The organism is Thioclava arctica, from assembly GCF_040892615.1.
Lineage (GTDB): Bacteria > Pseudomonadota > Alphaproteobacteria > Rhodobacterales > Rhodobacteraceae > Thioclava > Thioclava arctica.
The window spans coordinates 306,717-320,361 of the sequence record NZ_JBFRYC010000003.1; the positions used below are offsets into that span (position 1 = coordinate 306,717).

The following is a 13,645-nucleotide window of genomic DNA, read 5'->3' on the forward strand; positions in this document are numbered from 1 at the left end:
GCAGGCTGCTTTCCCAAGTCGTTTCGGTGTCGTGCTTCGTTACACTCTTTCGCTTATCGCGTGGCTTTGGCAGTGTTACGTCGCAAATGGAGGCAGGGATGCATTTTCTTGGGCTCGACGGCGGCGGCAGCGGATGCCGTGCGGTTCTGGCGGATCAAACAGGGCGCATTATCGGGCGCGGATCGGCCGGTCCGGCCAATATCGCAAGCGATCTCGCGAGCGCTGCGCAAAATATCCGCGCCGCGTGTGATGCGGCGATGGCGGGGGTTGAGGGCGGTGATATTCGCGCAGTCTTCGGGCTTGCAGGCGCCAATCTGGGCGGTGCTGCCGAGGCGATCGCCGCGCAACTCCCGTTCAAGACGCGCGTCGTGCAAGATGTGACCACCTCGGTGCGTGGCGCGCTGGGCACGGGGGATGGGATCGTCGCGGCGATCGGCACTGGTTCGGTTTTTGCGCGCCAGATGGGGGGCATGATCCATTCCATCGGCGGCTGGGGGTTGCGTTTGGGCGATGAGGGTTCGGGGGCGTGGATAGGGCGCGCGCTGGGCATAGCGGCTGCGCGCGCCTCCGATGGGTTTCGCGAGATCACGCCGCTGTTGCGCGATGCGCTGAGCGAATGGGACGGTCGCGCAGGCTTGATCGCCTTTAGCTTGCGCGCCACCCCCGCCGATTGGGCTGTTTACGCGCTGCGTGTGCTGAATAGCGATGATACCGCCGCCTACGAGATCCGCGATCAGGCCGAGGCCGAAATTCGCGCCGCGATCACCTTGCTGCAGCCCGAGTCCGCGCTGCCGGTCACCTGGATTGGCGGGTTGGGCAAGATGCTTGCGCTCTCGGATTGGCCAGCGCACGAAGCGTTGGGAACATCGCTTGATGGGGCTTTGGCGATGGCAATGGAGGGTCGAGCATGAGCCAACTTGTAATCGTAGCCGCGCGCGTGTTCGACGGGTTCGAGATGCTTGAGAATCGCGCAATTGTGCTGGAACAGGGTCGAATCACTGCGATCCTGCCGCTGGCCGAGGCCCCTTCGGGCGACACAATCGCGCTGCGTGATGGCGTACTTGCCCCCGGTTTGGTGGACCTGCAAGTCAATGGCGGCGGTGGGGTGATGCTGGACGGGGATGTGACCCAAGACCGGCTTGCGAGAATCTGCGCCGCCCATGCCGGGCTAGGCGCGACTGCGATTTTACCGACGCTGATCACCGACAGCTTTGCCGCGACGCAAACCGTGCTGGCGGCGGGCGTAACCGCCGTTGGGCGGGTGCCGGGCTTTGCCGGGCTGCATCTGGAGGGCCCCCATCTTGACCCCAAGCGCCCCGGTTGCCACCCGCCGGGCCTGATCCGGCCGATGGAGGAGGGCGATTTCGAACTGCTGCTCGAGGCAAAAACCGGGCTGCCCGCGCTGATCGTCACGCTCTCGCCCGCCTCCGCCACGCCGCAGCAGATCGCGCGGCTCTCGGATGGTGGGATCATCGTCAGTCTTGGTCATTCTGAGTGCAGTTTCGAGCAGGCCCAGACGGCAGTGCAGGCTGGCGCGCGCATGGTTACGCATCTGTTCAACGCGATGAGCCAGCTTGGCAGTCGCGCCCCCGGACTGGTCGGCGCGGCGCTTGCCTTGCCGGTGTCGGCGGGGCTGATCGCCGATGGTATCCACGTGCATCCCGAAACGATCCGCCTCGCGCTGGCGGTCAAACAGCAGGGCGATCTGTTTCTGGTGAGCGATGCGATGGCTTGTGCAGGCTCTGATATGGCGGAATTCGACCTCGCAGGCCGCAAGATCCTGCGACAGAACGGGGCGCTTCGGCTAGAGGATGGCACACTGGCCGGGGCCGATTTGTCGTTGCCTCAAGCGATCCGCTACATGATCAAGACGGTGGGGATTACGCCCGAGCGCGCCCTCGCCATGGCCACCCGCATCCCGGCGCAAGCAATCGGCGCGCCAATGGGCCGGATCGCGCCGGGCCTGCCCGCCGATCTGGTGCATTTCGATGAAAACTGGGTGCTCACCCGTGTCTGGCAGGACGGTCAGGCGAAATCTGTCACCGCGTAGCCTTGGATATATAGCAACGCGCTTAGATCGCCGTGATTGATGCGAATGTCGCATTGCGCCGCGACCGAGGGCTTGGCGTGCAGCGCCACCCCGGACCCGGCCAGCCCCAGCATCCCAAGATCATTCGCGCCATCGCCCACGGCCATGACGTCTGCATGGGCAAGCCCCAGCCGATCCGAAATCTCAAGTAAGGCCTGCACCTTCGCCTCCCGCCCCAAGATCGGGCGCGCGACGTCACCGCTCAGATACCCATCCACAACCAGCAGCGTGTTCGCGCGGCTCTCATCGAAGCCCAAAGTCTTGGCGACATAGCCGGTGAAGGCCGTAAATCCGCCTGACACCAGCGCGCAATAGGCCCCGTTTGCCTTCATCGTGCCCAGTAAATCATGCCCGCCCGGCATGAAGCTGATGCGTGTCGCGATCACCTCGTCGATCACGCTGTCGGGTAAACCGGCCAGCAGCCCGACGCGCTCGAGCAACGCCCCTTCGAAATCCAGCTCGCCATTCATCGCCCGCGCGGTGATCTCTTTGACCCGCGCCCCGACACCGGCCACATCTGCCAGCTCGTCGATGCATTCCTGCTGGATCATCGTGCTGTCCATATCAGCGAGCAACATTTTTTTGCGACGCCCCGCGCTGGGCTGCACGACCAGATCAACGCCCAGCCCTTGAAGGCCCTCCCAAGCCTGCGCTGCATTGCGCGGCACCGTGTCGCAGGAGAACTCGGCCGCGACATTCGGGTTGAGCCAACGCGCCCCGCCGCCACCCCACGCCCCGCACAGCGCATCCAGCGTGGCCTGATCCAGATTGGCCTGCGACGGGTCGGCGATCAGCGTGGCGGTGAACATGCGCGCTCCTGTGGGGAATGTCGTATCCGGGTCGTGATGCGGCGCATTAGACGAATTTTCCCTCTTGCGCCAGAGGGTCGCCAAGCGTATCTGCGGCGGCGGGACACCCTTCCCCAACGAAGGGCATATATCTGAGAGGATACCAGCAATGGCTATTCAAGCTCCGGCAGCGCGCCCGGCCAATCCGCGTTTTTCTTCGGGCCCCTGCACGAAGATCCCCGGCTTCTCCCTCGACATGCTATCCGACGCGCCCTTGGGCCGTTCGCACCGTGCCGCTATCGGCAAGGCCAAGCTGAAAGAGGCGATCGAAACCACCCGTGAAATTCTTGGCATCCCGGCTGATTACCGCATCGGCATCGTGCCTGCCTCCGATACTGGCGCTGTCGAAATGGCGTTGTGGTCGCTGCTGGGTGAACGCAAGGCGACGATGTGCGCTTGGGAAAGCTTTGGTGCTGGCTGGGTGACCGACGTGGTCAAGCAGCTCAAGATCGACGCCGAGACCAAGACCGCCGAATATGGCGATATCGTCGATTTCTCGACCGTCGATTTCAACACCGATGTCGTGTTCACTTGGAACGGCACCACCTCTGGCGTGCGCGTCCCGAATGGCGATGCGATCCCGGCGGATCGTGAAGGTCTGACGATCTGCGATGCCACCTCGGCAGCGTTTGCGATGGACCTGCCCTGGGACAAGCTCGATGTGACGACATTCTCCTGGCAGAAAGTGCTGGGCGGTGAGGGTGGCCACGGCGTTCTGGTTCTCTCGCCCCGCGCCGTTGCGCGTCTGGAAAGCTACAGCCCCGCTTGGCCGCTGCCGAAAATCTTCCGCATGACCAAGGGCGGCAAGCTGATCGAAGGCATCTTTGTTGGCGAAACCATCAACACGCCCTCGATGCTCTGTGTCGAAGACTACCTTGTGTCGCTGAAATGGGCGCAATCCATTGGCGGGCTCAAGGGCCTGGTGGATCGCGCCACGGCGAATGCGAAAACCGTCTGGGATTTCTGCGATGCACGCGACTGGATCGCAAACCTCGCCAATGATCCCGCGACCGCCTCGACCACCAGCGTCTGCGTGAAGTTCACCGATGATCGCATCAAGGACGGCGCGGCATTCGCCAAGGCTGTCGCCAAGCGTCTGGAAAAAGAGGGTGTCGGTCTTGACCTTGGCGCCTATCGCGACGCGCCAGCAGGTCTGCGGATCTGGTGTGGCTCGACCGTCGAGCAGGCAGATGTTGCGGCCCTGCTGCCGTGGATCGAATACGCCTTTGAGGCCGAGATCGCAGCGCAAGCGTGATCCAAACCTGACAGATCGGCGGGCCATGCTGGCCCGTCTTTCCCAGATTTCAGAAAATTCAAGGAACCCAGAAAATGGCTCCCAAAGTTCTCGTCTCCGATAGCCTCTCGGAAACCGCCGTCCAGATCTTCCGCGATCGCGGCATCGAGGTTGATTTCGAACCCAGCCTTGGCAAAGACAAGGAAAAACTGGCCGAGGTGATCGGCAAATATGACGGTCTGGCGATCCGCTCGGCCACCAAGGTCACCGCTAAGCTGCTCGAAAGCGCGACCAACCTGAAAGTCGTCGGCCGCGCCGGGATCGGCACCGATAACGTGGATAAAGAAGCGTCCAGCAAAAAGGGCGTGATCGTGATGAACACGCCGTTCGGCAACATGATCACCACCGCCGAACATGCCATCGCGCTGATGTTCGCCGTCGCGCGCCAGATCCCCGAGGCCGATGCCTCCACCCAAGCGGGCAAATGGGAAAAGTCGAAATTCATGGGGGTCGAGCTGACCGCCAAGACGCTGGGCGTGATTGGTGCTGGCAATATCGGCGGCATCGTGTGCGACCGGGCGCGCGGCCTCAAGATGAAGGTCGTGGCCTATGACCCCTTCCTGAGCGAAGAGAAAGCGTCGAACATGGGCGTTGAAAAGGTCGAACTGGACGAGCTGCTGCGTCGTGCCGATTTCATTACCCTTCACGTGCCGCTGACCGATCAGACCCGCAATATCCTTGGCCGCGAAAACCTCGCCAAGACCAAGAAAGGCGTGCGCATCATCAACTGTGCGCGCGGCGGTCTGGTCGATGAGAACGCGCTGGCCGAGCTGATCAAATCGGGCCATGTCGCGGGCGCGGCCTTTGATGTGTTCGCTGAAGAACCCGCCACCGAGAACCCGCTGTTTGGCCTGCCCAACGTGGTCTGCACGCCCCACCTTGGCGCTTCGACCACCGAGGCACAGGAAAACGTGGCCCTGCAAGTGGCCGAGCAGATGTCGAACTACCTGCTCGACGGAGCCGTGGAAAACGCGCTCAACATGCCCTCGATGACCGCCGAAGAGGCCAAAACGATGGGCCCGTGGGTCAAGCTGGCCGAGCATCTGGGCGGCTTCATCGGTCAAATGACCGAAGACGCGATCAAAGCAATCAACGTCACCTATGATGGCATCGCCTCTGAAATGAACCTCAAGGCGCTGGATTGTGCTGTCGTTGCGGGCATCCTGAAGGCCAGCCAACCCGATGTGAACATGGTTTCTGCGCCGGTCATCGCAAAAGAGCGTGGCATCCAGATCTCAACCACGTCGCAAGATCAAAGCGGCGCGTTTGATGGTTATATCAAGGTCACCGTGGTCTCTGAAAGCAAGGAACGCTCGATTGCGGGCACCGTGTTCAGCGATGGCAAGCCGCGCTTTATCCAGATCAAGGGCATCAATATCGACGCCGAAGTGGGCAATCACATGCTCTATACCACCAATAACGACGTGCCCGGCATCATCGGCAAGCTCGGCACGCTGCTGGGCGAGCACAACGTGAACCTCGCGAACTTTACGCTCGGCCGCTCCAAACAGGGCGGTGAGGCGATCGCAATCGCTTATGTGGATGACGCGGTCCCGGCCAGTGTAGTCGAGGCGATGAAAGCCACGGGCAACTTCAAACAGGTCAAGCCGCTGGAATTTAACGTCGGTTGATCTAGTTGAAGGCAACGATCATGGCCCCTCGCACCTGCGGGGGGCCTATCGCATGACGGGGGTAAAATGCGCAGCTACGCAATCGGTGACATTCACGGCCATCTCGACAAGTTGAAGGCGGCGCATGCGTTGATCGCTGCCGATCGCGCAGCCTGTGGCGACACAGAGGCGCCAATCGTTCATGTCGGTGATCTGGTTGATCGCGGGCCGAACTCGGCTGGCGTGATCGACTATCTGATGACGGGGCAGGCGCAGGGCGAAAACTGGGTCGTGCTGCGGGGCAATCACGACCGGATGTTTTTGGGATTTCTCGACCATCCCTATATCGAAGATCCGATCCTGAGCAGCCATGTCACCTATCTCAACCCGCGCGTGGGCGGTGAGGCGACGTTGCAAAGCTACGGTATCGCTGATGCGTTCTCCCGCCCCAAGGCAGAGATCACCCCGCTGCTTGGTGCGGTCCCGCAAGTGCATCGCTCATGGCTGGCCGGTCAGCCCGCCTATTTCTTGCGTGGCGAGGCGCTGTTCGTACATGCAGGCGTTCGTCCCGGCGTCGATCTGCACGATCAGGTCGAAGATGACCTGCTCTGGATTCGCGAGCCCTTCCTGTCTGATACCCGCGATCACGGCGCGCTGATCGTGCACGGTCACACCAATATTGAGGCGGCCACCCATTACGGCAACCGCCTCAATCTCGATAGCGGCGCAGGCTATGGCCACCCGATTTCAACAGCCGTGATCGAGGGGCGCGACGCGTGGCTATTGTCGGCTGAGGGCCGCGTGCCGTTGACCCCTCAACGCGGCTCGAAATAATCCAGCGGAATCTTGAGATAGCTGCGCCCGTCGTTTTCTGCCTCGGGTTTGCGCCCGCCACGAATGTTGATCTGCAACGCCGCTAGCATCAGCTTGGGCAGCGGCAGGGTCGCATCGCGCGCCTCACGCGTGGCGATGAAATCGGCGCGGCTGATCCCGTCCTTCACATGCTTGTTGTCGCGGCGATGCTCGGCCACCGTCGCCATGCAGCGCGGCGCGGCCCCCTCACCGGGATAGTCATGTCCAATGAACAGCCGCGTCTCGCTGGGCAGGTCCAGAATGGCACGCACCGAGTCCCACAGTTCTGCCGCCGATCCGCCGGGGAAATCGGCACGGCTCGTCCCGCTTTCGGGCATCATCAGCGTGTCATGCACAAAGGCGGCATCGCCCACGACATAGGTGATTGAGGCCAGCGTGTGCCCCGTCGACAGCATCACCCGCAAATCAAGATTGCCGATCTTGAAATTCTCGCCATCGGCAAACAGACGGTCCCATTGCCGCCCGTCCTGCGCCAGATCGGGGGTGTTGTAGATCCCGGCCCAAAGGCTTTGGACCTTGCGCACCCGCTCTCCGATACCGCGTTTCGCACCCAGTTGTTCGGCCAGCCAGACCGCGGATGTAAAGTGATCGGCATGGGGATGCGTATCCAGCACCCATTCCACATCAATCCCGGTCTCGCGAATATAGCTTAGGATCGCCTTGGCATTGCCCAGACCCGTCGCGCCCGCCTGCGGATCATAATCCCAGACCGGATCGACCACGGCCCCTGTCATCGTATCGGGATCGTGAAACACGTATTGCCAGCTACCGGTGGGTTTGTCCCAAAACCCTTTGACGATCGGATGCGCGGTCATGGCTGTCTCCTGAATTCATATTCGTTACTTGGAATGTGTTTGTCCAATGAAAGATTTCAACCCCCCGCGATCTGCGCCGTAACGTGCCGTCATTTGCGCCTCCCCCCTCTGGCCGGATGCGCGCGCAGGGCCTACCGTGACGCCAACCCAACCACATGAGGTCCCCATGACAAGCATCGTCATCCTTTCCGCCACCCGCACGCCGATTGGCACCTTCGGCGGATCGCTCTCGGGCTTTTCGCCCATTGATCTTGCAACCATCGTCTCGAAAGAGGCCATCGCGCGCGCGGGCATTGCCCCCGAGAAGATCGGGCAAGCCGTGTTCGGTCATATCATCAACACCGAGCCGAGCGACATGTATGTCAGCCGCGTCGCCGCCGTGAACGCGGGCGTTCCGGTTGGTACCCCGGCGATGAACGTCAACCGCTTGTGCGGATCGGGCGTGCAGGCGGTCATCTCGGCGGCGCAGATGCTGATGCTGGGCGATGCCGAATTCGCGCTGGTAGGCGGCTCGGAAGTCATGAGCAGATCACCCTATATTCTGCCCGCCGCCCGGTTCGGTCAGAAGATGGGTGATGCGAAAGTGGTCGATATGATGACCGGCGCGCTGTCTTGCCCCTTTGGCACTGGTCATATGGGCGTGACGGCGGAAAACGTGGCGTCTGAGTGCAACATCACCCGCGTCGAGCAAGACGCCTTTGCCATGCAAAGCCAAGAACGCGCCGCCGCCGCCATCGCCGCAGGCCATTTCAAGGAAGAAATCACCCCCGTCGAGATCACCTCGCGCAAAGGCACGATTGTGTTTGATACCGACGAGCACCCGAAATCCACCAGCCTCGAAAAGCTGGCAGGTCTCAAGCCGGTGTTCCAGAAAGACGGCACCGTTACCGCGGGCAACGCCAGCGGCATCAATGACGCCGCCGCCGCCCTCGTGATTGCGCGCGAAGACGCAGCTGCTGCCGCTGGCCTGGCTCCGCGCGCCAAGATCACCGGCTACGCCTTTGCCGGGGTGCGCCCCGAGGTGATGGGCCTTGGCCCGATCCCCGCCGTGCGCGCCTTGCTCGAAAAAACCGGGCTGAGCGCCGATGATTTCGACTGGATCGAAAGCAACGAAGCGTTCGCCTCGCAAGCTCTGGCGGTTTCCAAGGAACTGGGCCTTGACCCCGCCAAGGTGAATCCCGATGGCGGTGCGATTGCGATGGGCCACCCGGTTGGGGCGACAGGCGCGATCCTGATCGTCAAGGCGCTGCATGCGCTCGAACGCACGGGCGGCAAGCGCGCGCTTATCACCATGTGCATCGGCGGCGGGCAAGGCATTGCGCTGGCGATTGAGCGGGTCTGAGTGCCAGAAAATACGGGCAATTTTATCTGTATTTTCAAAGACCTGCCGCCGACCAAGCCGTATCGTGATTAATCGTTAATTCATCGCCCTGTGGCAACCTGCCCCCGAAGGATCGCTTTCGGGGGCAGGTGTCGCATTATGCAATCGTCTATCGCGGAAAAACTGGCGCAGGAACGCCGGGCCCGGCTTGCCGCTGAACGTTTACTGGATCAGAAAAAAACCGAACTCTTCGCGGCCAATCAAAAACTGGCGATGCATGCGCGTATGTTGACTGAGCAAATTGTCGAACAACGTCAGGGCCTTGTGCGCGCTATGCACGAAACAGAATCGCTCAAGGGTGAAAACACCCGCGTGAAGACAGACCTCGAACGCGCCAACTCGATGGCGATGATCGCGCAACGCAGGCTTTGGGACGCGGTCGAAACGATCACGCAGGCCTTCGCTGTCTATGACGGCGACTTGCGGCTGGTCGCGGCAAACCGGGCCTATCTGACTTTCTTCGAGGGCCATGTCGCGATCGGACCAGGCACCTCTTATGATGATGTGCTGCGTCTGGTGGCCGAACGCGGTCTGTTCAATCTGGCTGGGCGCGACCCGCAAGACTGGTATTTTGAAATGAGCGCGCGCATCCGCAGCCGCGATATCAGCCCGGTCGATATGCAGTCTCATGACGGGCGCTGGTATCGGCTCAACAATCGTTGGGGCATGCAGGGCGATTTGGTGACCTACGCGCAAGACATCACTGACTCGATCGCGCGCGAGGATGAGTTGCGCGAAGCCCGCGATAAGGCCGAGGCCGCCAATCGCGCCAAATCGGCATTCCTCGCGAATATGAGCCATGAAATCCGCACCCCGATGAACGGCGTCGTGGGGATGGCCGATCTGCTTGCAGAAACCGACCTGACCGAGGAACAAAGGCTTTTTGCGGATACGATCCGCTCGTCGGGTGAGGCGCTTTTGACGATCATCAATGACGTGCTCGACTACTCCAAGATCGAGGCCGAGCGGATGAAACTTTATCCCGAGCCCTTCGATCTGGAACGCTGCCTGCATGAAATCATGGTGCTGTTGCAGCCCTCCGCCAAAGATCGCGACGTCAAGCTGCTGGTTGATTACGACCTGTTCCTGCCCACCCGATTTGAGGCCGATCCGGGCCGCATGCGCCAGATCATGACCAATCTTTTGGGCAATGCCGTCAAGTTCACCCAACGCGGGCATGTGCTGGCCCGCGTTGTCGGCTTTGAACGCGAAGAAAGCCAATATGAATTGCACATCACGATCGAAGACACCGGCATTGGCATCGCGCCCGAACTGCTTGAACACGTCTTTGGCGAATTCAATCAGGTCGAGGCCGATTCAAACCGCAAGTTTGAGGGCACGGGACTAGGCCTTGCGATCACAAGTCAGCTTGTGGCGCTGATGGGGGGTGAGGTGTGGGTCGATAGCGCGCTCGGCGAGGGGTCGTGTTTTGGCTTCAAACTCACCTTGCCACGCAGCGAACCCGCCACACCAATCGACACACCCACGCCGCCAATCACACTGAGTGCAGCCTTGGTTGTCGATGATCTCTTGGTGAACCGTGTCATTCTGGAGCGTCAGCTACAGACCTACGGCCTTGAGGTAACGCTGTGCCGTTCGGGCGAAGAGGCGCTGCATGTGATCGAGCAGGGCGCGACATTCGACGTTGTTCTCAGTGATCATCACATGCCCGATCTGGATGGTGTGGCCTTCGTGCAAAAGCTGAAAGAGGCGGGCGTATCGGTGCCGATCTTGCTGCTTAGCTCCGATCCCGATGCAGTGCTGACCGCGCAAAGCGACGATCTGGCCGGGTATTTGCAAAAGCCGGTTCTGCGCTCTGAGCTGTTTCGCGCCTTGCAAGATCTCTCACATCCGCCCCCGGCGCGCGTGCCGGCTGCACCGCCCGCGGGGCCGCGCGCCCTCGCGGAGCTGCGCCAGATGCGCGTGCTCGCCGCCGAGGACAACCGCACAAACCAGCTTGTTTTTCGCAAGATGGTCAAGGATTTCGATATCGACCTGCGCTTTGCCAATAACGGGCGCGAAGCGGTCAAGATGTGGCAAGACTTTGCTCCCGATCTGATCTTCATGGATATTTCGATGCCCGAAATGGACGGGCGCGAAGCCGCACGCGAAATCCGCGCACGTGAAGTGCCCGGCACGCATGTTCCAATCTGTGCGCTGACCGCGCATGCGATGGATGGCGATAGCGAGTCGATCTTGGCCGCCGGGATCGACTATTACCTGACCAAGCCCTTGAAAAAAATCGCAATTGCCGAACGTATCAGTTCCGAATGCCCCGATGTCGCGCGCCCGGCTATCCCGGGGTGATCTGCGCTTAGCGAAACTCGGCCAGCACCTCAAGAAAGGCATCGCCAAAGCGTTCCAGCTTGGCTTCGGGCAGCCGTGTCAGCCGCGCCAGATCGTCCTGCGTGTGGGGTTTGGCTTCGGCGATCTTGCGCAGCAGCGATGTCGAACACGAAAGCGGGCGCGCCAACCCATCGGTGCCCCGCTCCAGATCGCGTTGCACCTGTGCCAGCCGGTCGAAAATCTCTCCGGCCGGGCTGCCCGCCAGCTTGCGCCGAGTGGGATGCATTTCTTGCACCGCTCCGGCGATCACCGCCAGAAACTCTGTGCCATAGCTCTCCAGTTTTTTCGCGCCAACGCCGCTGATCCGCGCCATCTCATCCAGCGTCGCGGGCCGCGTTTCGGCCATTTCGATCAGGCTGCGGTCGTTGAAAATAATATAGGCCGGCATGCCCGCCGCCTCGGCCAAAGCACGCCGTTTCGCCTTGAGCGCGGAAAGCAGCGGCGCGTCCTCATCACTGACCAGCGCTTTGGCGACATTCGTGACTTTCGCTCGTGCCACAAGATCACGCCGCAAGGTGATGCTTTCTTCGCCGCGCAAGATCGGATGGGCGCGCCGCGTCATCACCAGCGCCCCGTGGCGCGCCGCATCGGGCCGCATCAGATCATGGCCCATCATCTGGCGGAACACCGCCTGCCATTGCGGGCGGCTCAGATCGCGCCCGATGCCAAAGGTGGGCAGCTTGTCATGGCCGCGCTGGGTGATCTTGTCCGTCGCGCTGCCTAGCAAAATCTCGATCAGATGGCCGGCGCCGAACCGTTCGTCGGTGCGAAGTGCCGCCGACAGCGCCTTGCGCACGGACTCGGTGCCATCAAATAGGTCGGGCGGGCTGTCACACAGATCGCAATTGCCGCAGGCGGCGGCATCTTCGCCGAAATAGCGCAGCAGTTTCGCGCGGCGGCATTCGGTGGCCTCTGCGAGACCCAACAGCGCATTCAGTCGCCCGTGATCGGCCTCTTTGCGCTCGGGCGGGGCCAGCCCTTCGTCGATCTGCGTGCGCCGCAGCTTGATGTCATCGGGGCCATAGAGGGTCAGCGTTTCGGCCGACGCACCATCGCGCCCCGCCCGGCCGATTTCCTGATAATAGGCTTCGATGGATTTCGGCAGATCGGCATGGGCGACCCAGCGAATATCGGGCTTGTCCACGCCCATCCCAAACGCGACGGTGGCGACCACAATCAACCCGTCTTCCTGCTGAAAGCGTACCTCGACATGGCGTCGCTCCTCGGCCTCCATCCCGCCGTGATAGTGACAGGCAGAATGCCCCGCCTCGCGCAGCGCCGCAGCCAGAGACTCGGTTTTCGCGCGGGTGCCGCAATAGACAATCCCGGATTGGCCCTTGCGCGCCCCGGCAAAGGTCAAGATTTGCTTGCGCGGCTGATCTTTGGGCGAAAACGCCAGATGGATGTTGGGCCGATCAAAGCCGCGCAGAAACGTCTCGGGCGCTTGACCGTCGAACAGGCGCGTCACGATCTCGGCGCGGGTTTCTTCATCGGCTGTGGCGGTAAACGCGGCCAGCGGCACGCCCAAGGACCGGCGCAATTCTCCGATCCGCAGATAGTCGGGGCGAAAATCATGGCCCCATTGGCTGACGCAATGCGCCTCGTCGACGGCGATCAGCGACACACCGGCACGGCGCAACATATTCTGCGCCCCGCCCGAGGCCAGCCGCTCGGGGGCCATATACAAAAGCTTCAGCCGCCCCTCATCGAGCGCGGCAAAGACTTCCTCGGTCTCTTCCTCGGTATTGCCAGAGGTCAGCGCGCCCGCCTCGACGCCGGCCTGTTTCATCGCGCGCACCTGATCGCGCATCAGCGCAATCAGCGGGGAAATCACCACCGTCACCCCATCACGCATCAGCGCAGGTAGCTGAAAACACAGGGATTTGCCGCCGCCCGTGGGCATGATCGCCAGCACGTTATGCCCCGCGATCACAGCACGCACGACCTCTTCCTGACCGGGGCGAAACGCATCAAACCCCCAGACCCGCGCCAGCAGCGCGGCAGGGTCGTTGCTCGGTCCCGGCTCAGACATTAATAGGCGTTGCCGTAAAAGAAGCCCGCATTGTTAAACAGCGCCTGACGCAGGATGATCAGCACGATAAAGGCCACCAGCGGTGCCAGATCAAGCCCGCCCGTACTGGGCAGGAACTGCCGGATCCGGCTATAGATCGGCTCAAGCAGATTGGTCAGACCGTACCAGATCTGGGCAACCAGGGGCTGGCGCAGGTTGAGCACCTGAAAATTGATCAGCCAACTCATGATGATATGGGCAATCATGATGTACCAGATCACATTCAGGATCAGGACGAGCGCTTGAAAAAGCGTGACCATCGAACACCTCCGCTTTGGGTCGCAAAGACAGGTAAGCGAGGGGCGCGTGCAATGCAAC

11 protein-coding genes are annotated in these 13,645 nt (G+C 61.6%); 7 read left to right on the forward strand and 4 right to left on the reverse strand.

Annotation, left to right across the window (positions count from 1 at the left end):
- Positions 1 to 98 precede the first annotated feature (98 nt).
- Both AB4874_RS07100 and nagA read left to right on the forward strand, forming a co-directional pair.
- Positions 99 to 911 carry a glucosamine kinase nucleotide-binding domain-containing protein gene (locus AB4874_RS07100; RefSeq protein ID WP_368391455.1) on the forward strand — a complete coding sequence of 271 codons (813 nt, stop codon included), beginning with the start codon at positions 99 to 101 and terminating at the stop codon, positions 909 to 911.
- Positions 908 to 2,050 carry an N-acetylglucosamine-6-phosphate deacetylase gene (nagA, locus tag AB4874_RS07105; RefSeq protein WP_368391456.1) on the forward strand — a complete coding sequence of 381 codons (1,143 nt, stop codon included), beginning with the start codon at positions 908 to 910 and terminating at the stop codon, positions 2,048 to 2,050. The genes AB4874_RS07100 and nagA overlap by 4 nt, the downstream gene beginning before the upstream one ends.
- Here the strand turns inward: nagA and serB are convergent.
- Positions 2,026 to 2,898: a phosphoserine phosphatase SerB gene (gene serB, locus AB4874_RS07110; RefSeq protein ID WP_368391457.1), complete on the reverse strand. Its 873-nt coding sequence runs from the start codon at positions 2,896 to 2,898 to the stop codon at positions 2,026 to 2,028. The genes nagA and serB overlap by 25 nt on opposite strands.
- A 148-nt stretch (positions 2,899 to 3,046) precedes the next feature.
- On the opposite strand from serB, the gene AB4874_RS07115 reads away from it, so the two are divergent.
- The 3 genes from AB4874_RS07115 (at position 3,047) to AB4874_RS07125 (ending at position 6,675) form a co-directional block, all read left to right on the forward strand.
- On the forward strand, positions 3,047 to 4,192 hold the full coding sequence (locus tag AB4874_RS07115) for a phosphoserine transaminase (RefSeq protein WP_368391458.1): 1,146 nt from the start codon (positions 3,047 to 3,049) through the stop codon (positions 4,190 to 4,192).
- Between the two features lie 74 nt (positions 4,193 to 4,266).
- Positions 4,267 to 5,862 carry a phosphoglycerate dehydrogenase gene (serA, locus tag AB4874_RS07120; protein WP_295537257.1) on the forward strand — a complete coding sequence of 532 codons (1,596 nt, stop codon included), beginning with the start codon at positions 4,267 to 4,269 and terminating at the stop codon, positions 5,860 to 5,862.
- A gap of 66 nt (positions 5,863 to 5,928) precedes the next feature.
- A complete protein-coding gene (locus tag AB4874_RS07125) occupies positions 5,929 to 6,675 on the forward strand; it encodes a metallophosphoesterase family protein (RefSeq protein ID WP_368391459.1) in 747 nt (248 codons plus the stop codon).
- Here the strand turns inward: AB4874_RS07125 and AB4874_RS07130 are convergent.
- Positions 6,657 to 7,529, reverse strand: coding sequence for an MBL fold metallo-hydrolase (locus AB4874_RS07130; RefSeq protein ID WP_368391460.1), 873 nt, complete (start codon positions 7,527 to 7,529; stop codon positions 6,657 to 6,659). The two genes, AB4874_RS07125 and AB4874_RS07130, sit on opposite strands and share 19 nt — an antisense overlap.
- A gap of 166 nt (positions 7,530 to 7,695) precedes the next feature.
- Here AB4874_RS07130 and bktB point away from each other — a divergent pair, with 166 nt between their 5' ends.
- Together bktB and AB4874_RS07140 are read left to right on the forward strand one after the other, a co-directional pair.
- Positions 7,696 to 8,871, forward strand: a complete 1,176-nt coding sequence (gene bktB, locus AB4874_RS07135; RefSeq protein WP_368391461.1) for a beta-ketothiolase BktB — start codon at positions 7,696 to 7,698, stop codon at positions 8,869 to 8,871.
- 138 nt (positions 8,872 to 9,009) lie between these two features.
- Positions 9,010 to 11,217 carry a response regulator gene (locus tag AB4874_RS07140; RefSeq protein WP_368391462.1) on the forward strand — a complete coding sequence of 736 codons (2,208 nt, stop codon included), beginning with the start codon at positions 9,010 to 9,012 and terminating at the stop codon, positions 11,215 to 11,217.
- 7 nt (positions 11,218 to 11,224) lie between these two features.
- Here AB4874_RS07140 and recQ read toward each other — a convergent pair whose 3' ends face one another.
- Positions 11,225 to 13,288 carry a DNA helicase RecQ gene (gene recQ, locus AB4874_RS07145; protein WP_368391463.1) on the reverse strand — a complete coding sequence of 688 codons (2,064 nt, stop codon included), beginning with the start codon at positions 13,286 to 13,288 and terminating at the stop codon, positions 11,225 to 11,227.
- Positions 13,288 to 13,587 carry a YggT family protein gene (locus tag AB4874_RS07150; RefSeq protein ID WP_295537248.1) on the reverse strand — a complete coding sequence of 100 codons (300 nt, stop codon included), beginning with the start codon at positions 13,585 to 13,587 and terminating at the stop codon, positions 13,288 to 13,290. The genes recQ and AB4874_RS07150 overlap by 1 nt, the downstream gene beginning before the upstream one ends.
- Positions 13,588 to 13,645 lie beyond the last annotated feature (58 nt).